This window comes from Tepidibacter sp. Z1-5, assembly GCF_037844525.1.
In the GTDB taxonomy this organism is placed as follows: Bacteria; Bacillota; Clostridia; order Peptostreptococcales; family Peptostreptococcaceae; genus Tepidibacter_A.
The window spans coordinates 26,786-45,680 of sequence record NZ_JBBMMD010000024.1 but is presented as its reverse complement, the minus strand read 5'-3'; the positions used below and the strand labels follow the sequence as shown (position 1 = coordinate 45,680).

Genomic DNA, 18,895 nt, shown 5'->3' with positions numbered 1-18,895 from the left:
CAGTTCTTCCATCAATGTTATACTCAGAACGAAAATTTTAGAATGCCTTAATTCTTAATAAAAAAGGAAGGAGATTATCTCCCTCCTTTTTTATTAAATACTCTTTTCTGTTTTTTTGAATGTCATCTTCTTTTTTGCAAATACAACTGTTAATATAAATGGTACTACTACTGCTACTATCATTGCTATTGCAAACATTCCCATATACTGTGGTTGTATAGATAATATTCCAGGAAGTCCTCCAACTCCTATTGAGTTAGCCATAACTCCCGAACCTACAGATATGATTCCTGCTACCCCCGAACCTATCATAGCTGCTAAAAATGGATATACATATTTTAAGTTAATACCAAACATAGCTGGCTCAGTTACACCAAGATAACACGATATTGCCGCTGGTATAGATACTTGTTTTTCTTCTTCATCATCTTTATTTAAGTAAATCATTGCTAAAACAGCAGAACCTTGAGCTATATTAGATAAAGCTATCATAGGCCATAAGTTAGTTCCACCCATTTCACTCATCAACTGTAAATCTATAGCATTTGTCATATGATGTAATCCTGTAATAACAAGTGGTGCATAACCAAATCCAAATATAGCTGCAAATAACCATCCAAATGTTGAAGTCAGTCCTGCATATACTACACTTGAAATCATAGAACCAATCTTCCATCCTAAAGGTCCTAAAACAGTATGAGCTAATAATACAGTAGGTATTAATGCAAGAAACGGTACTACTATCATAGATATATATCCTGGAACTTTATCTCTTAACATAAGTTCTAATTTTGCTAAAACAAATCCAGCTAATATTGCAGGTATAACCTGTGCTTGATAACCAATCATCTTAATCTGAGTAAATCCAAAATCCCAAACTGGAGCCTCGGCACCACCAGCTACTGCATAAGCATTTAATAACTGAGGAGAAACTAATGTGATACCAAGTACGATACCTAGAATTTGAGTTGTACCCATCTTCTTAGATATAGACCATGTAATTCCAACTGGTAAATAAAAGAATATCGCTTCACCTATTAACCATAAGAAGTGATGTACACCTGCCCAAAACTGAGATACTTCTACTAAAGACTTTGTTCCTGCTTCAAGAAGTTTAATATCTCCTATAATATTTCTAAATCCTAAAATTAAACCTCCAACAACTATAGCTGGAATAAGCGGAGAGAAAATTTCCCCTAAATGAGATATTACTCTTTGAAGTAAAGTTAAATTTTGTCTTCCAGCTTTTTTAGCATCATCTTTACTTACAGCTTCAACTCCAGCCTTTGCTGAGAATTCATTATAAAAAGTTGCTACTTCATTTCCGATTATAACTTGGAATTGTCCTGCTTGAGTAAAACTTCCCTTTACAGCTTTTATACCCTCTATCTTTTTAACATCAGCCTTTTTAGGATCATTAAGTACAAATCTCATACGAGTCACACAATGAGAAACTGCTGCTATATTTTCTTTTCCACCAATATACTCTAATAATTGCGATACATCATTTGAAAATTTAGACATATATAATTACCTCCCTTATAATCTTTTTTTGTAAGCCTTTTTCAATTCCGGATAACGTTTTCTCTTCCGTCATGTACGTACAAGCTGTCTGTAAAACAATTATACCCTGTACGTACATGTTTCGTCAATATATTTTTTTGTTTGCCTAAAAATTCCTTAGAAATAAATTCCCCATTAAATGAAATATAATTTATTTAATAACAAAATAACCTGCCTTTCGGCAGGTTATTTACGAAATTTAAATATATTTATCTGTTTTTTACTCAAACAATTCTCTAACACTCTTAAGACTATCTATTATATGTATATGCTGCGGACACGCTTCTTCACACTTACCACACGCTACACAGTTAAGAGCTTTTTCTTTATAACCAACAAAATCATTGTACATACATTTAAAATGTTCAACATCGTTATACATAGAAGCACCATTTAAGATTTCAAAGTTTTTAGGTATATTAACACCAGCTGGACATGGCATACAATACTTACAATCAGTACAATTTACTACCATTCTGTTTAAATAAATATTTTTCACCTCATCTATTAACTCTTTTTCTTTTTCAGTAAGTGAATTTTCATAAGTATCACTTGCAGTCTTTATATTCTCATCTATATGGTTCATATCATTCATACCGCTAAGCACTACACTTACCTCAGGTTGATCCCATAAAAATTTAAATCCCCACTCTGCAGGACTTCTCTTAACATCAGCTTTATCCCATACAGATTGTATATCATCTGGAATATTTCTAGCAAGACTTCCACCTCTTAAAGGCTCCATTATAACAACCCCTAAGCCCTTATCACTTGCATACTTAAGTCCTTCTTTTCCAGCTTGATAATTTTCATCCATAAAATTATATTGTATCTGGCAAAACTCCCAATCATATGCATCAACTATTTCTTTAAAAATAGGAAATTCATCATGAAAAGAGAATCCAATATGCTTAACTCTGCCATCCTTGACTATAGTATCTAGAAAATCAAATATATCATGTTCCTTTAAACTAGACCATAAATTTTTAGTAAGAGTATGTACCAAATAAAAATCTATATAATCAGTTCCCAACTTTTCAAGCTGTTCATTTAAGTACTTATCCATATCCTCTCTACTTTTTATAAGCCAAGATGGAAGCTTAGTAGCCAAAAATACCTTTTCTCTATACCCATCCTTAAGTGCCTTACCTGTAACGATTTCACTCATACCTTCATGATAAGGATACGCTGTATCAATATAGTTAACACCATTATCTATAGCATATCTTATTTGCTTAATAGCTTCTTCTTCATTTATCTGGTCACTCTTCCCATCTATAACAGGAAATCGCATACAACCAAACCCTAATATAGATACCTCTTCATTAGTCTTTCCAAATTTTCTATATAACATTATTATCACGTCCTTTCTAATGTAAATAGCATCTCGTAGATACTCTCTATATTATCTACTTAAATAATCTAATATATCTTTTAATTTTCCTTTTAAATATATGCTTATTTAAGTAATTAAATTATAACATTATAATTTTAAATATATATACTTTACTTCTAAATAGAACATCACTTGGAAACCAATTTAAATTTTTTTGTTTATGTATAAAAAACACTTGTATTTTCGAAGTATACATTGTATTATATTATTAATTTAAAATCTATTTAAGAGGTGATATTATATGAATGTTTTATACAAAAGTACAAGAGGAGATAACAGTAAGGTCACCTCTTCGCATGCTATATTAAAAGGCTTAGCAAATGATGGTGGCTTATACGTACCTACAGAATTTCCTTATATAGATATAGCTTTTAAAGACATGATGACTATGAATTATAAAGAAATTGCTTTTTATATAATAAATAAATTTTTTACAGACTTTGATGAGTTGACTTTGAAAAACTGCATAGATAATGCTTATGACGATAAATTTAGCTCTAATTTAATAGCTCCACTAAAAAAAATAGACAACAATTACTTTTTGGAACTTTATCACGGATCTACTCTCGCTTTTAAAGATATGGCGCTATCTATACTTCCCCATCTTTTAAAAGCTTCTTGTAAAAATTTAAATATACAAAAAGAAATAGTTATATTAACAGCTACCTCTGGAGACACAGGAAAAGCTGCACTAGAGGGATTTAATAACGTAGAAAAAACTCAAATAATAGTTTTTTATCCTAAAAAAGGAGTAAGCACAATCCAAGAAAAACAGATGGTTACTCAAGATGGTAAAAATACTCATGTAATAGGTATAGATGGTAACTTTGATGATGCTCAAAGAGGTGTTAAAGAAATTTTTTCAGACAAAAAATTCAATAATCTATTATCTAATAAAAACTATATACTTTCATCCGCTAACTCTATAAATATAGGAAGATTAGTTCCACAAATAGTATATTATGTGAATTCATATGTTCAACTATTGAAAAGCAGAGATATACAAGAAAACGAAAAAATAAACGTAGTTGTTCCAACTGGAAACTTCGGGAACATACTAGCTGCTTTTTACGCTAAAAATATGGGGCTTCCTATAAATAAACTAATATGTGCTTCAAATGAAAACAATGTTTTATGTGACTTTATAAATACAGGAGTTTATGATATAAGACGAGAATTTAAGCTTACTTCATCTCCTTCTATGGATATTCTAATATCCAGCAATCTAGAAAGGCTGTTATATGAAATAAGCAGTGATAATCCATACTTAGTAAGAAATCTTATGGAAGAATTAAAAACTAATGGAATATACGAGATAGATGAAAATATGAAAAATAAACTAAATCACTTTTATGCTGACTTTGCAACCCAAGAAGAAACTTCATCAACTATAAAAGAAGTTTACAACGATTTTAACTATGTAATAGACACGCATACAAGCGTAGCTTACTGTGTTTATCAAAAATACAGACAAAAAACTAATGATTCTACAAAGACTATAATTGCATCAACGGCTAGCCCATTTAAATTTCCAGAAAGTGTTATAAAGTCAATAGATAACAACTATGATGTATTATCTGACTTTGGATTAATAGATAAATTATCCAATATATCGAATATAGAAATTCCTAAAGCTATACAAGAACTAAAAAGCAAAAGAGTAGTTCACTGTAGTATTTGTAAAAAAGATAAAATGAAATCTATTATTAATAATATATTGAATGTGTAGGTGATTAATATGATAAATGTAAGAATACCAGCAACGACTGCTAATGTAGGTCCTGGATTTGATTGTCTAGGAATAGCCCTTGATATATATAATAACTTTTTTATTGAAGAAATAGAAGATGGTCTTATAATAGAAGGTTGTGACGATGAATATTGTAATGAAGATAATCTAATATACAAATCCATGAAAAAATGCTTTGAAAAAATAGGATACAAACATAAAGGTATAAAAATCAAAATAGAAAATGATATTCCTATATCTCGAGGACTTGGAAGTAGTGCATCTTGTGTACTAGGAGGAATAATTGCAGCTAATAAAATAGCTGGTAGCAAATTAAATAAAGATGAAATATTAAAAATCGCATCAGAAATTGAAGGTCATCCAGATAACGTAGCACCTGCACTACTCGGAGGAATGGTTACTTCTATTAAGGAAGAAACTGACATATATTGCAGTAAAATAAATATCCCAAAAGGATTAAAGTTTTGTGCACTAATACCTGACTTTAAATTATCTACAGAAAAATCAAGAGCAGTTTTACCAAGTGAAATACCTTATAAAGATGGTGTTTTTAATGTAGGAAGAGTTTCTCTTATGGTATCTGCTTTAATTAACGGTCAATTTGATTTGATTAAACTTGCATGTAAAGATAACCTTCATCAAAAGTATAGAGGAAGCTTAATTAAAGACTATGATAATATAATAAAAAAATGTGAAAATTTAAACAGTGTAGGAGTATTTTTAAGCGGTGCTGGTCCAACTATAATGGCGATGATTAAAGAAGATGATATAAGTTTTTATGATAAAATTAAAGAATATACTTCTACTTTAGATAATACTTGGAATATAAAAGAACTCAATATAGACAATAATGAAATAGATATATACAAATAAACTCGATGGATCAAATCCATCGAGTTTTATTTTTTAAGATGCTTGTTTTTGTTTTTTCAATTCATCGAAATACATCTTAGTTTCTGCAGATATAACTCCACTAAGTCCTATTATGGCTATAAGATTTGGTATAGCCATAAGTCCATTAACTATATCAGCTACTGTCCATATTAAGCTAAGCTTTAAGAAAGGACCTATAGCAACAAGGAATATAAATATATATTTATAAGGTTTTATTCCTTTAACTCCAAATAAATACTCAGTACATCTCTCTCCATAATAATTCCAACCAAGTATAGTAGTAAAAGCAAAGAATATAAGTCCTATAGTAACTATTAATTCTCCAACTATAGGCATAGTAGGAAGTCCAGCTCTAAATGCAGCAGTTGTAGCAGCAGCACCTTCAACATTTGGATTACTCCACATACCCGTAAGAACTAAAGTTAAACCTGTCATTGTACATACTATTATAGTATCAAAGAATGTACCTGTCATCTGAACTAAACCTTGTCTTACGCAAGAATTAGTCTTAGCAGCAGCTGCAGCTATAGGAGCAGAACCAAGTCCTGATTCATTTGAGAATACACCTCTTGATACCCCACTCTTTAGTGCAAGTGCAACTGTTGATCCTGCAAATCCACCAGCCGCAGCTGTTGGGCTAAAAGCACTTTTAATTATAATACTTATTGTCTCAGGAATTTGACCTGCATTTAACAAAAGTATTATTAATGTACAAATTATATATGATACAGCCATAAAAGGAACTATAACCTGCGAAACCTTCGCTATACTCTTTATTCCTCCAAGAGTAACCATAGCAACAAATACAGTAAGTATTATTCCTGTTAATATAACCGGAACATTAAAAGCTATCTCAACAGCTGATGTTATAGAATTTACTTGTGCAAATGTTCCTATACCAAAGAAAGCAACACCTATTCCAAATACAGCAAAACATTTTGCAAGAAACTTATTTTTTAATCCTCTCTCAATATAATACATAGGGCCTCCTGACATCTGCCCATTATCATCTACAACTCTATATTTAACTGCTAAAAGTGATTCTGCATATTTTGTAGCCATACCAAAAAATGCAGCTACCCACATCCAAAATAAAGCTCCAGGTCCTCCAAGTCTTATTGCCGTAGCAACCCCGACTATATTTCCTGTACCTATAGTGGCTGATAAAGCTGTACATACAGCTGCAAAAGCAGATACATCACCTTTTGCCTTCATGTCTTTTGCTTCAGGATCTTCAGAAAAAAGATATTTAAGTGCTAATGGAAGTTTGAATATTTGTAAAAAACCTAGTTTAAATGATAAGTAGATACCCGTACCAACGAGTAATATGAGAAGTGGTGGTCCCCATATAAAAGAATTGATAGATTGTGCAACTTGATTAATTTGATTCATAACATTTACCTCCTGCTTTTATTATTGTAACTTAATTTTAAAAAGCGGGGAAAAAATTTCCCTGTCCTTTTACCTGAGAGTTTCACATACATAATTAAATGTAGTTTGCTCCTTCGGTGCTCCGTAGAGTCTCTCCAGAGATTTGTCCAACAACGGTCCTTTTACCTGAAAGATTTACTTCTTCGGTGATATTGCGCTCTCCCGCTGCCTTCATCCAAAACATCTATTAAATTTTTGTTTGTCTTATTAAGAAAGTATTATATTATTTTCATTTTGAATTGTCAATAATATAATACTTTGTTTTTTTGTAATACACTTTAATTATCAAATCGATTTATCTGAAACAATCTCATATCCTGATCTTTTTCATTATAATATAATTTACTCAACATAATACCACCTAAGATAGCAAATAATATTCCATTAGCTCCATACCCTAGACAATACCATAGATTCTCATGTTTTTTATCAGGTCCAATATATCCCAAGTTATCTTTAGTCGTTTCAAAACATCCACAGTATTTATACTCCACCTCTATATCATCTATATATTTAAACATAGATTTAAGCCTTTGTTCTAAAATAGAATATTTTGCACAAGCTATATCCTCATTTTCTATTTCTTTAAACTCCACATCTTCTCCACCTATAATCAACCTGTTGTCTTTTGTAGTTCTAAGGTAATTGTATGGATCCGAATTATCTCTAATCAATACTCTATCTTTCCACCCTATAATCTCTTTGACTGGTTTAGTAGCTATATTAAATGTATTATACTTAGTTCCAAAATTTTCATTCGTAAACAAGCTAGTATTATACCCTGTAGCAACAATTACTTTTTTTGCCCTAATCTTATATCCGTAAGATGTATGAACAGTTACCCCTTTATTTAAATATTCTATTTTTTTCGCCTCAGTATTTTCATACACAAGGGCACCTTTTTTCATACTCACTTCAAGAAGGTGATTAGTAAATTTATATGGATCAATCTCAGCTCCTCCTTCTTTTGACAATAGTCCAGCCTTTAAGTCAAAATTATACAGATTATCTGACTCATCTATATATTCAACATTAAATCCATTCTCTTTTCTAAATTTATACTCTTCTTTAATACCATTTTTTTCAAGGTTTTTAGCTGTATAAAGTAATGTATCTCTCTTTATGTAATCACACTTATTACCATATTCATCTACGAATTTTTCTATTTCTTTTAAAGCACACAGTCCAAGTTCGTATGCTCTTACAATATCTTTGCTTTCAATAGTCTCTCTAAGTTCAGATGCATTTTCATCTAATTCATATTGTAAAAGAGATGTTGTAACACTAGTACTTCCATGAGCTATTCTACCTTTTTCAATCACTACAGATTTTATATTATTTTTAGACATATAATAAGAGCATATACTTCCAGTTACTCCACCACCTACAATTATTACGTCAGTTTCTAAATCCTCCGTTAAATACGGGTATTGATTATTGATATTATTTATACTAGTAAATATAGGTTTTCCTTTTACATATTCCTGCATTAATTTCACTCCTAACTATCTATATTTTTATACAGATAGTTTAACCTTAGAATTTAATTTCAATTCTAAAAAAGTATCTATAATACATATAAATACTTTATACTTGTATATATTTATTTAATAATTTTTTTACTTCACTATTATAGTTTTCATATATGATGAAACTTATATTCTTTTCATCTAACTTAAGTTCTTCCTCTATTCTTTTAGTAATAGTACACCCTCCCCAATCTGTATTACCTAAAACATTAATTTGAATATTTTCATCTTTATATACTGATGATCTAAAGCTTACACCTGGATCACTTCCCATAATACAATACTTATAAATTCTTTCTTCCTTTTTTACAATCCATACACCAAAACCATAGTACCAACCATCTGCACAATTTGCTTGCGGTGTTAATAGTTTTTCAGTAATATCCTTGTCTAATATTTTATTATCAAATAAAACTTTCCAAATTTTTGTCATATGTAAAGCTGTAACAAATGCTCCTCCATCAGGACCTCCTATAATAGGTATAGAATACATATTTGTTCTCCATGTATTATTTTCTTCATCTTCAATATAACCATATGCACATCTTTCTGGTAATTTATCCAGTGAAAAATAGCCTGAATCATCCATATTACATATCTTAAATATATTTTTTTGTATATAATCTTGGAATTTCATTCCTGTCTGCTGTTCAATTATCAATCCTAACAGTATGTATCCAGCATTATTATAATCAAATTTGTCCCCTGGAGAAAATTTCATTTTTTAATTCATATATTTAGTGTATACTATTTGAATGGAATAATCTGATAATCATTGTATTAAATACAATAAAAAATAAAATAGGAGTTGGTTCAATGAATAATAAGACAGCATTATTGATTGTAGATGTACAAGTTGCAATGTTTTCATATGAAGATGCTAAGTTGTACAACTGTGAAAAAGTATTAGATAATATCTATAAGTTATTACAAAAAGCTCGTTCAACTAATACTCCAGTAATATTTGTTCAACATACTGGAAAATATGATGATGAGTTCGGCAGAGGAAAATCAACTTGGAAAATACACCCTAGAGTCGAACCATTAGAATCAGAAACAATTGTAGAGAAAAAGACATGGGATTCTTTCTACCAAACAGTTCTAAATGATGTATTGAAAAAACAAGAAATTAGCAAATTAGTTATTGCTGGTATGCAAACAGAATTTTGTATAGATACTACTTGTAGAAGGGCATTTAGTATGGGGTATGAAAATATTTTAGTTAAAGATGCCCATAGCACTTTCGATAGTAAAGTATTGAGTTCTTCTCAAATTATAGAGCACCACAACAATATTTTAGGTGAAAGATTTGTAGAACTGAAGACTACTAATGAAATAGATTTCAGTTGAATTTCAACAAATTTATTTCGCGAGAAATTCAAAAATCCCTATTTATAGGGATTTTTTTAATATTATTTAATAAAACTATTTTTTAGTATATCCATTTTTGCTATTTATTACTTACAATACTTTCTCCAGTTCTTTTTCCAAATACTAAAACTTCTGTTATAGCATTTCCTCCAAGCCTATTAGTACCATGAGTTCCTCCTACTATTTCTCCAGCAGCATATAGTCCCTGAATTATAGTTTTATCTTCTTTTTCTACTTGATTTTTATCGTTAATCCTTACACCACCCATTGTATGGTGAACTGCTGGAGCGACTACTTGAATATAATAAGGACCTTCACTTATTGATACTAAATTCCCTCTTCTATTAAACTCTTCGTCTTTACCATTTTGTACATAATTATTGTAAGATTCTAGAGTGTTTCTTAAAATATCTTTATCTATTTCGAAGAATTTAGCTCCATCTTCTATAGTTTTGAACTCCCCAAAAAGATTGTCTTTCATAAGTCTTTTTACTTCAGCCTCATGATTTATTGTTCCATTTCCTATTTTCTCAATTTCTTTTGACCAAATCAAATAAGCAACTTGTCCCTCTTGAGCTAATATATTTTCAGAAACAACATCTCTTCTGTCTAACTCTTCTACAAATCTTTTTCCATCTTTATTCACTAATATAGCTCCGTCAAATCTAGAACCACCAACATGAGAAAGTTCTCCTGTATTTGGATTAGAAATCGGGAAAGTTTGAATATAGTTCATATGAATAAATTTAGCTCCAAGCTCCTGACTCATAACGTGACCATGACCTGTTACACCACTAACATTAGTCGTCTTATATCTATCATCAAGCTTAGGATTATATTTTTTCCTCATTTCAACATTTCCACTAAATCCTCCAGTTGCAAGTATAACTCCGTATTCACCACTGAAAGTAATCTCTTTTTCATCAATTACAGCTTTCACCCCAACTACTCTTCCATTATCATCACAAATTAAATTTTTACAATCTACTCCAGTTATAATCTCTACCCCAAGAGATAAAGCCTTAGTTTTTAGTTTAGATATAAGCTCTATCGCATATTTTCCTTTAAACACTGAAGCTCTTGGAACCTTGTGTCCTCCAAAATGTATAAGCTTCTTCGGTTTAAACTCCACTTCTACAACTTCCTTTAACCATCTATATGTATCTAAAGCATTTTGTACAAGAATATCAACTTGATCTAAATAATTCTCTTGATCTCCACCTTGAAGTATATCATTATAGAAACTTTCTTTACTATCTATTATTTCATTTTCTTTTTGTTCATCATTTTCAGGAATATTAACTCCACCCATAGATACTAGTGTATTTCCACCTAGGTTATTCATTTTTTCTAATAATACTACTTTTGCTCCATTATCTGCTGCTGAAATTGCCGCTGAAAGACCTGCTCCACCTCCACCAACAACTACTACATCAAATTTTTCTACAGAATTCAGAATTTTTTTCTTTCCATTAATCTTCTCAAGATTCTCTGATTCTAATATTAGAACTTCTAATTCTTCTTTTTCCGCACCAGCTTTTATTAAAGCATTCTTTACAGCTTCTCTAATTCCTCTAGAACTCATAGAGCAACCCGATACATTAGGAACTAAAATAGTATTTTTTTCTATTATATTTTTAATAACATGCTCAAATGCTGGATCTGATATAATCTTTGTTTCGTTATGATTTATTACTGTTATATTATTTATCTTATTCTCAAGTATCTCAACTTGAATTTCTATACTTCCTCCATATCCATTTCCTATGCCTATATATTTACCATCTTTATACTGCATGTCTTACCTCCTAAATGTTATTAGTTTTATGTCCAACCATTTTTCAACATATTAGATTATACCTTCATATAAAGATTCGGTCAATTTATATTTACTTACACAAAAAGAAGAGTATCTCTACTCTCCTTAAAATTTTTCTTTTCTATTAAATACCTTATTAGTAATCCAAGCACACGTTAATCCCATCATAATACCTACAACAACATCAGATGGATAATGGACAAATAAATATAATCTTGAAAAAGTTATTAATGTAGCTAATACTAAAAACACTATTCCATACTGTTTTAATTCTTTTGCTAAAATACCAGCTACTGCAAATGATGATGCAGTATGGCCCGAAGGAAATGAATACGTGGAAGGAGCTTTTATTATTAAATTAAAAGTTGGATGATCAACAAATGGCCTAGCACGTTTCACTAAAGGCTTAATCAATCCTTCACCTAAAATTCCTGTTAAAATCAATGCTGTCATTGCCATAATTCCAACCCTTCTAGTTTTCTTATTAATTACTAGAAATAATGAAATAACAATCCACATTATACCTTTATCTCCTAATATAGTCATGAAAATCATTAGTTTGTTTAGAACTGTATTACTTATAACTTCTTGAATGTAGCTTAATATTTCTAAATCGATATTCTGTATTGTCTCAAACATTTATTTCCACCTTTTCGGATAACTATTTTTTCTTATTAAGATTATATACTATTTTGTTATCATAGTGAAAAAAATCACTTCATCAATCTAATATGCTAATGCCACGAAGAAATCTTATTAGAATTTATTCCACCTCTCCCTATCCACCTAAATATTTTAATAATTACTTTAACTTAACCCTATAATTATTATTAGTATCATACGTGTTGTATATAATATAATCTCCATCATTCCAATAAGAGTCTACCTTATCTGAAGTTTTAAATACTACATTTTGATTTTTATCAAACACTACAATCCCATAATCTTCTTTATCTCGTAATTCGCATATTATATAATCACTTCTTAAATCTATTCCAACTACCTTCTGTTTTTTCATAAGTAATTTAGGCTCTTGTCCTATTTTCTTATAAAATATCTCCTCTGTTTTATCTGATATATAATATATTATATCATTATCAATCTTAAACCAACCTACATCCCCATCTATAACTACACTTTGATTTTCACCATTTAATCCCATAGAGTAAAGCTTTTTATCATTATCTGATTTAAAGTAAATTTTATCATCAGCTATATAAAATTCATGAGCTTCAATGGAACTTAACTGTTTCATTTCATTAGTATTCATATTTATCTTATATATTTTATTCTCATCATTATTACTATCTGGTTTATATGCAGTTACATACATATCATCGCCTATAATTTTTATACTTGATCCATACCTTCCATACTTATAATCTTTATTTCCTATGTATTCTCTTTTATAGTCTTCTTCTTCATAATATAAATTACCATGCGAAACTAATGGTCCATAGTCATAGCATATTATGCGATCTTTATATTTTATATAATCACTGAATCCACTCGTAACATATTCAACTGCATTATCCTTATTTATCTTGTATGTATAATCACTTCCCATTGAAGCACTACCTAAATGATATGTAAAATAAATTCCTTCATCTTGTTTGAAAAAATAAACACCGCTTAGATAATCACCTTTTAAATAATATAGTTTAGATGTTTTTTTAACATTATCTACTTTTGCACTATATACATATTTCTTATTTTTAATATTTGCAACATAATAATAATATCCATTATACATACATAGATTACTATATTCATCCTTATAAGGTAGCTCCAACTTTTTAACTTCTAAATTACGCGACTTTATATATAATCCTTTCTTAGAATCAAATTTATAATCCCAACCAAATTCATCAACTGCAAATTTCCACGTCATAGGAAAATAAGTCACATTATTGAACACAAGTAATGGATACTCCTCATTGGAATTATCTACACTCTTTGCATTGACCTTTATATTAAAATCAGCAATACTCGCTGTATATGTTCTATTATTTTTAGATTTTATTAACTCTGGCCTATACTCTCCTATAACCCCACTCTTATTTATCTCAAGACCATCCTCATTTGTCCACTTACTCTCAATTCCCATAAATCTACACTGATAAAATGTCATAGGAAAATACGTAATACCTTTATACACTACAAGAGGATATTTTGAATGAGCATTATCCACCTTAGAATCATTTAATACAACACTATATCTCGGTAACGATACGGATACATCCTGTGCAAAAGAACAAATAGGACACAATACAAATAAAATGCTAGCAACTATAATAAGTTTTCTTGACATATAAACCACCTCTTTCTTTTCCAATATTATACAATATACAATTCGCCATTTTACTTTTTATTCCTCCATTTGTCAAATTTAAATTTATTAAAAAAAAAGCTAGTTGCTAAACTATAAATTTGTACTCTTTTTTAAGAACATTAAAGAAAGGAAGCAAATGCTTCCTTTCTTTAATGTTCTTAGTTTTTTATCTCATTTCATTTCCTGGTTTTGAAATTGAGCTTAAAGCGTCACCCGCTTCATTCACATGTATATTTACATTTGCTAAATCACCTAGAGAAAGAATTCCAACAATTTTATTATTTTCAACTACTGGTAATCTTCTTATCTGATTTTGTGCCATCAATTCAGCTGCTTCATGAGCATCTGTATCAGAATTTACACTTACAATATTTCTACTCATTATATTTCCTACATGTTGATCGACATTATTATTCTCAGAAACACTTCTTAAAACTATATCTCTGTCTGTTATTACTCCAACAGGATTTTTATTCTCATCGCAAACAGGAACTATTCCAACATCTAAAGATTTCATAATATCTGCTACTTTTGTTATATCAGCATTTACTGTTACATATGATACGTCGCTTGTCATTATATCTCTTACTTTCAAAATTAAAACCTCCTCTTTTTTGAATCAATATTAGTTTCTCTTTTTTAAGAAGTTTTATTTATAAATTTTAAAAATTAATTAAGAATTTTTTGTACGATATGAAGCCCTTCATCTTTCTTCCATTCAGCATAAAGAATTTCTTTTATTTTGCTCATTTTATTCGTGTGAAGCTGTTTTTCAAGCCATTTTTCATCAAATCCACAGGCTTTAACATTATCCCATAAAACTTCTCCATCTAGTATAAATGTAACTGGTAAATATACAGGTTTTTCTGATAAATTCAAATCTTCATTTGTAGGATTATCATATTTTGATTTTTTTAGAACACTAATTGAACCATTTGTTTCTAAAATAGCATACTGAATTTCACGAATAGAAAATATATCTTTTGATCTTAATAAACTTTGTAATTCATTTATATCTAGTTTTTCTTTTTTTAATTCATTAAAATCAATTTGTCCATTTCTAATTATAATAGAAGGTTTGCCTTCAAAAAATTTTCTTGTTCCTTTAAATTTTTGTGTTATTACTTCAATTATATATAATAATAAAGCCCATAAGAAAACTGCATATAAAATATAGAATATATTAATATCTTTATCATAAATAGCATTTCCTACTAACTCTCCTAATACTAATGCAGATATAAATTCAAATGGAGTAATTTGACTTATTTGGGTTTTCCCTAAAACTTTAGTAATCATAAGCAATGCAAAAAAACCAATAATTAATTCAATAGTTAAATTCAATATATGTGATATATTCACTTATTTCACCTCAATTCTATTTTTTATTATGTACTGATAAAAATTAATGTATGCATTTTTCCGAAAGTGTTATATGGGAATTATTACAATGTATTAAAAATTTGTATTATGAATGAATAATTAATAATTGCAAAAAATAGATGTAAAGTAATTTATACACTAGAAAGGATGATAATAATGTCTGTTGGTGCTAAAGTAAAGCAAACTTTAGCTAGTTTAAAAGGTACTCAAAGTACTTTAAGGCTATATTCAATACAATCCCAAGATAAAGAGACAAAAGAAACATATAAAGAAGCTCTGGATATAACTAATGAAATAATTAATGACTTAGAAGAAAGGATAAAAGTTTTAGAATTTGAAGAACCACAATATAAAGGTTATTAGGTGAGGTAGATATGAAAGCTTGGATTGAAATATTAATGAGATCAGTAGGTTTATTTTTGTTAACTTTACTATTTATTAGAATTATGGGAAAAAGACAATTAGCTAGGATGACATCGTTTAATTTTGTTAGTTATACTGTTATTGCAATTTTAGTTGCTTTAATTTCAGCAAATATAATTAAAAATTTATCACTTGGATTTATTGCTTTAGGAGTTTGGGTTTTATTTACTATAGGTCTCGATTATTTATGTTTAGCAAGCAAGTTAATTCATGATTGGGTGTATGGAAAAGAAACAATTTTAATAAAAAATGGAAAAGTTATGGAAGAAAATTTAAGTCAAGTAAGATTTACTGGAGAAGAATTATTAAGAGAATTACGATCTAAAAATGTATTTAATTTGATGGATGTTGAATTTGCTCTAATGGAATCAACAGGTGAAGTTAATCTACTATTAAAATCAGACAAAAAACCTGTTACATCACACGATTTAGGAAAACAAGTCTCACCACAAACTGAATCTCAAACAGTGATATTAGATGGGAATATAATTGATGAAGCTCTAACTAATAGGGGATTAAATCGAGGATGGTTAAATACACAGTTAGAAAGTCTAGGCGTATCTTTAGATAATATTTTTATTGGTCAGGTAGATTCTTCTGGGGATTTATATGTAGATCTTTTTCAAGATTCTATTCAAATTCCTAAGCCACAAGTAAAAGAATTGATTTATGCTAATCTTGAAAAAACTCAAGCGGATCTTCTTAGCTTTGCATTAGAAACAGAAAACCCAAAAGCAAAAGATATGTATTCAAATGATGCACAAAAGCTTCAAAGTATTGTAAAAAAACTAAAACCTTATTTATTACATTAGAAGGTGATGATTAAATGTCTAATAAAAAAAAGAAAAAACTAACTCCTATTCAACAAGAATATCAAGATTTTGCAAAAGCTAGAGAACCAAAGCGAAAAGTTCTCCGCAATTGTTTTAGAGCATTTATTGTTGGTGGATTTATTTGTACTCTAGGACAAGGTCTACAGTGGGTATTTATTAACTACTTTAATTTTACAGAAAAAACAGCAGGAGATCCAGCAACAGCAGTTTTAATTATTATTTCAATTTTGCTTACTGGATTTGGTGTGTATGATCATATTGCTCAATGGGCTGGAGGCGGTACTATTATTCCTATTACAGGATTTGCTAATACCATGGCTTCAGCTGCTATTGAACATCGTAGTGAAGGATATGTTCTTGGAGTAGGCGGAAATATGTTTAAATTATCAGGTTCAGTAATTGTTTATGGAGTTTTTTCAGCATTTGTGGTTGCTCTTATAAAAATTACAATTCAATGGTTAGGTGGGATGTAAATGTTAAAAGGACATCAATCGTGGGTATTCAATTCAAAACCAGTTATAATTTCTTCTTCTGCTATTGGAGGTCCTTTTGAAGCACAGGGGAATTTAGCTGATGATTTTGATATTCTTCATGATAATATTTGGCTAGGACAAGACAGTTATGAAAAAGCAGAAAAAAAACTATTAGAACAATCTTGTGAAAAAACAATTCAAAAAGCTGGACTTAAAAAAGAAGATATTCAATTTTTTCTAAGTGGAGATTTGATGAATCAAATTATTTCAAGTTCTTTCGCTGCTCGTACTCTTGGAGCACCATTTTTAGGTATATTTGGAGCTTGTTCTAGTGCTATGCAAGGATTAGCTTTGGGTAGCTTGTTAATTGATAGTAAAGCTGCAAAATATGTTTTAGCGGGTGCATCTAGTCATAATGCCTCAGCTGAAAAACAATTTAGATATCCAACAGAATATGGTTCTCAAAAACCTCCAACTGCTCAATGGACTGTAACTGGAGCTGGAACAGGTTTATTATCAGATCAAGGTGAAGGACCACGTGTTACATCAGCTACTATTGGAAAAGTAATAGATATGGGTCTTTCTGATCCATTTAATATGGGAGCTGCTATGGCCCCTGCAGCAGTTGATACAATTCAGGCTCATTTTAGAGATTTAAATATTGATCCATCATATTATGATATTATTGCTACTGGTGATCTTGGAAAAATAGGACATAAAATTGCAGGAGATTTATTAATTAAACATGGATTAAAAATTCCGCCTAAAATATTCACAGATTGCGGAATAATGATATATAAAAAAGATCAACCTGTTATGGCAGGTGGTAGTGGATGCGGCTGTTCTGCCACTGTAACTTATGGACATTTTCTTAATCGTATGAAAAAAGGAGAGTTAAAAAGAATATTAATTGTGGCAACAGGTGCTTTACTATCTCCTATTTCATATCAACAAAAGGAAAGTATACCTTGTATAGCTCATGCAGTATCCATAGAAATGACTTAAAAGGAGGTTTAACTATTGGAAAAGTTCATTTGGGCATTTTTAGTAGGTGGATCAATATGTGTTGTTGGACAAATTATGATTGATATATTTAAACTTACTCCTGCTCATACAACAAGCACATTAGTTGTAGTAGGAGCAATACTTGGAGGATTTGGATGGTATGAGCCTTTAATAAAATTTGCAGGAGCAGGAGCTTCTGTTCCAATAACTAGTTTTGGAAATGCCTTAGTTAAAGGAGCTTTAGCAGAAGCAAAGCGAACTGGTATAATTGGTGTACTCACAGGAATTTTTGAAGTTACCAGTGCAGGGATTTCATGTGCAATAATCTTTGGATTTATGGCATCTCTAATTTTTAAGCCTAAAGGTTAATAAATATTATATAAATAACTTCTTATTAGTATGATATATTTTTGAAAAAAGGAAATAATATTTAATGAAAAAATAACAGAGGAGGATTTTTAATGAGTACAATAAATAAATTAGAACAAACGTTGGCAGGTGCTAAAGGTTTAGCATCACAGTTTAAAACTTTTGCATTAGATACTGATGATCAAAATGCAAAACAAATGTTTAATCAACTATCACAAACTGCTGAAGATATTGCACAACAAGTTCAAGGTAGAGTTGAATTTGTAAAAAATGAAGAACCTCAATACAGACAAGAACAATAAAATAAAAAATCACATTTCTAAT

General features: G+C 29.8%; 19 protein-coding genes and 2 riboswitches. Of the genes, 9 read left to right on the top strand and 10 right to left on the bottom strand.

Features of this window, described 5'->3' with window-relative positions:
* Positions 1 to 93: 93 nt before the first annotated feature.
* Both treP and WJW32_RS06140 read right to left on the bottom strand, forming a co-directional pair.
* Positions 94 to 1,524, bottom strand: a complete 1,431-nt coding sequence (gene treP / locus WJW32_RS06145; protein WP_340256492.1) for a PTS system trehalose-specific EIIBC component — start codon at positions 1,522 to 1,524, stop codon at positions 94 to 96.
* Positions 1,525 to 1,783: 259 nt separating this feature from the next.
* Positions 1,784 to 2,917, bottom strand: a complete 1,134-nt coding sequence (locus WJW32_RS06140) for an aldo/keto reductase (RefSeq protein WP_340256489.1) — start codon at positions 2,915 to 2,917, stop codon at positions 1,784 to 1,786.
* A gap of 283 nt (positions 2,918 to 3,200) precedes the next feature.
* Here WJW32_RS06140 and thrC point away from each other — a divergent pair, with 283 nt between their 5' ends.
* Positions 3,201 to 4,688 carry a threonine synthase gene (thrC, locus tag WJW32_RS06135; protein ID WP_340256486.1) on the top strand — a complete coding sequence of 496 codons (1,488 nt, stop codon included), beginning with the start codon at positions 3,201 to 3,203 and terminating at the stop codon, positions 4,686 to 4,688.
* 9 nt (positions 4,689 to 4,697) lie between these two features.
* Positions 4,698 to 5,582, top strand: a complete 885-nt coding sequence (thrB, locus tag WJW32_RS06130) for a homoserine kinase (RefSeq protein WP_340256483.1) — start codon at positions 4,698 to 4,700, stop codon at positions 5,580 to 5,582.
* Positions 5,583 to 5,615: 33 nt separating this feature from the next.
* Here thrB and WJW32_RS06125 read toward each other — a convergent pair whose 3' ends face one another.
* The 3 genes from WJW32_RS06125 to WJW32_RS06115 all read right to left on the bottom strand — a co-directional run bounded on the left by WJW32_RS06125 (position 5,616) and on the right by WJW32_RS06115 (position 9,284).
* Positions 5,616 to 6,995: an alanine/glycine:cation symporter family protein gene (locus WJW32_RS06125; RefSeq protein ID WP_340256480.1), complete on the bottom strand. Its 1,380-nt coding sequence runs from the start codon at positions 6,993 to 6,995 to the stop codon at positions 5,616 to 5,618.
* Between the two features lie 58 nt (positions 6,996 to 7,053).
* Positions 7,054 to 7,136, bottom strand: a riboswitch (glycine riboswitch).
* 2 nt (positions 7,137 to 7,138) lie between these two features.
* Positions 7,139 to 7,209: riboswitch (glycine riboswitch) on the bottom strand.
* A 103-nt stretch (positions 7,210 to 7,312) separates the two neighbouring features.
* A complete protein-coding gene (locus WJW32_RS06120) occupies positions 7,313 to 8,524 on the bottom strand; it encodes an NAD(P)/FAD-dependent oxidoreductase (RefSeq protein ID WP_340256477.1) in 1,212 nt (403 codons plus the stop codon).
* Between the two features lie 97 nt (positions 8,525 to 8,621).
* The gene (locus WJW32_RS06115) at positions 8,622 to 9,284 is read right to left on the bottom strand and encodes a serine hydrolase domain-containing protein (RefSeq protein ID WP_340256475.1); all 663 of its coding nucleotides are present in this window, start codon (positions 9,282 to 9,284) and stop codon (positions 8,622 to 8,624) included.
* A 95-nt stretch (positions 9,285 to 9,379) separates the two neighbouring features.
* Here WJW32_RS06115 and WJW32_RS06110 point away from each other — a divergent pair, with 95 nt between their 5' ends.
* Complete coding sequence (locus WJW32_RS06110) at positions 9,380 to 9,913, top strand: cysteine hydrolase family protein (RefSeq protein WP_340256472.1); 534 nt, start codon at positions 9,380 to 9,382, stop codon at positions 9,911 to 9,913.
* Between the two features lie 100 nt (positions 9,914 to 10,013).
* Here the strand turns inward: WJW32_RS06110 and WJW32_RS06105 are convergent, their stop codons facing one another.
* The 5 genes from WJW32_RS06105 to WJW32_RS06085 form a co-directional block, all read right to left on the bottom strand.
* Complete coding sequence (locus WJW32_RS06105; protein WP_340256469.1) at positions 10,014 to 11,732, bottom strand: flavocytochrome c; 1,719 nt, start codon at positions 11,730 to 11,732, stop codon at positions 10,014 to 10,016.
* Positions 11,733 to 11,858: 126 nt separating this feature from the next.
* Positions 11,859 to 12,392, bottom strand: coding sequence for a phosphatase PAP2 family protein (locus WJW32_RS06100; protein ID WP_340256466.1), 534 nt, complete (start codon positions 12,390 to 12,392; stop codon positions 11,859 to 11,861).
* A 163-nt stretch (positions 12,393 to 12,555) separates the two neighbouring features.
* Positions 12,556 to 14,064 carry a hypothetical protein gene (locus WJW32_RS06095; RefSeq protein ID WP_340256463.1) on the bottom strand — a complete coding sequence of 503 codons (1,509 nt, stop codon included), beginning with the start codon at positions 14,062 to 14,064 and terminating at the stop codon, positions 12,556 to 12,558.
* Between the two features lie 187 nt (positions 14,065 to 14,251).
* Positions 14,252 to 14,680, bottom strand: a complete 429-nt coding sequence (locus tag WJW32_RS06090; RefSeq protein WP_340256460.1) for a CBS domain-containing protein — start codon at positions 14,678 to 14,680, stop codon at positions 14,252 to 14,254.
* A 74-nt stretch (positions 14,681 to 14,754) separates the two neighbouring features.
* Positions 14,755 to 15,447, bottom strand: coding sequence for a DUF421 domain-containing protein (locus WJW32_RS06085; protein ID WP_340256457.1), 693 nt, complete (start codon positions 15,445 to 15,447; stop codon positions 14,755 to 14,757).
* 177 nt (positions 15,448 to 15,624) lie between these two features.
* Between WJW32_RS06085 and WJW32_RS06080 the strand changes: the two genes are divergently transcribed.
* The 6 genes from WJW32_RS06080 (at position 15,625) to WJW32_RS06055 (ending at position 18,873) form a co-directional block, all read left to right on the top strand.
* Complete coding sequence (locus tag WJW32_RS06080) at positions 15,625 to 15,831, top strand: DUF1657 domain-containing protein (RefSeq protein ID WP_340256454.1); 207 nt, start codon at positions 15,625 to 15,627, stop codon at positions 15,829 to 15,831.
* Positions 15,832 to 15,842: 11 nt separating this feature from the next.
* Positions 15,843 to 16,703 carry a DUF421 domain-containing protein gene (locus WJW32_RS06075; protein ID WP_340256451.1) on the top strand — a complete coding sequence of 287 codons (861 nt, stop codon included), beginning with the start codon at positions 15,843 to 15,845 and terminating at the stop codon, positions 16,701 to 16,703.
* A 14-nt stretch (positions 16,704 to 16,717) separates the two neighbouring features.
* Positions 16,718 to 17,197 carry a stage V sporulation protein AC gene (gene spoVAC, locus WJW32_RS06070; protein ID WP_340256448.1) on the top strand — a complete coding sequence of 160 codons (480 nt, stop codon included), beginning with the start codon at positions 16,718 to 16,720 and terminating at the stop codon, positions 17,195 to 17,197.
* Positions 17,198 to 18,202, top strand: a complete 1,005-nt coding sequence (gene spoVAD, locus WJW32_RS06065) for a stage V sporulation protein AD (protein WP_340256445.1) — start codon at positions 17,198 to 17,200, stop codon at positions 18,200 to 18,202.
* Between the two features lie 15 nt (positions 18,203 to 18,217).
* On the top strand, positions 18,218 to 18,571 hold the full coding sequence (spoVAE, locus tag WJW32_RS06060) for a stage V sporulation protein AE (RefSeq protein WP_340256442.1): 354 nt from the start codon (positions 18,218 to 18,220) through the stop codon (positions 18,569 to 18,571).
* A 92-nt stretch (positions 18,572 to 18,663) separates the two neighbouring features.
* Positions 18,664 to 18,873 (top strand): DUF1657 domain-containing protein, encoded by a 210-nt coding sequence (locus WJW32_RS06055; protein WP_340256439.1) that lies wholly within the window; start codon positions 18,664 to 18,666, stop codon positions 18,871 to 18,873.
* Positions 18,874 to 18,895 lie beyond the last annotated feature (22 nt).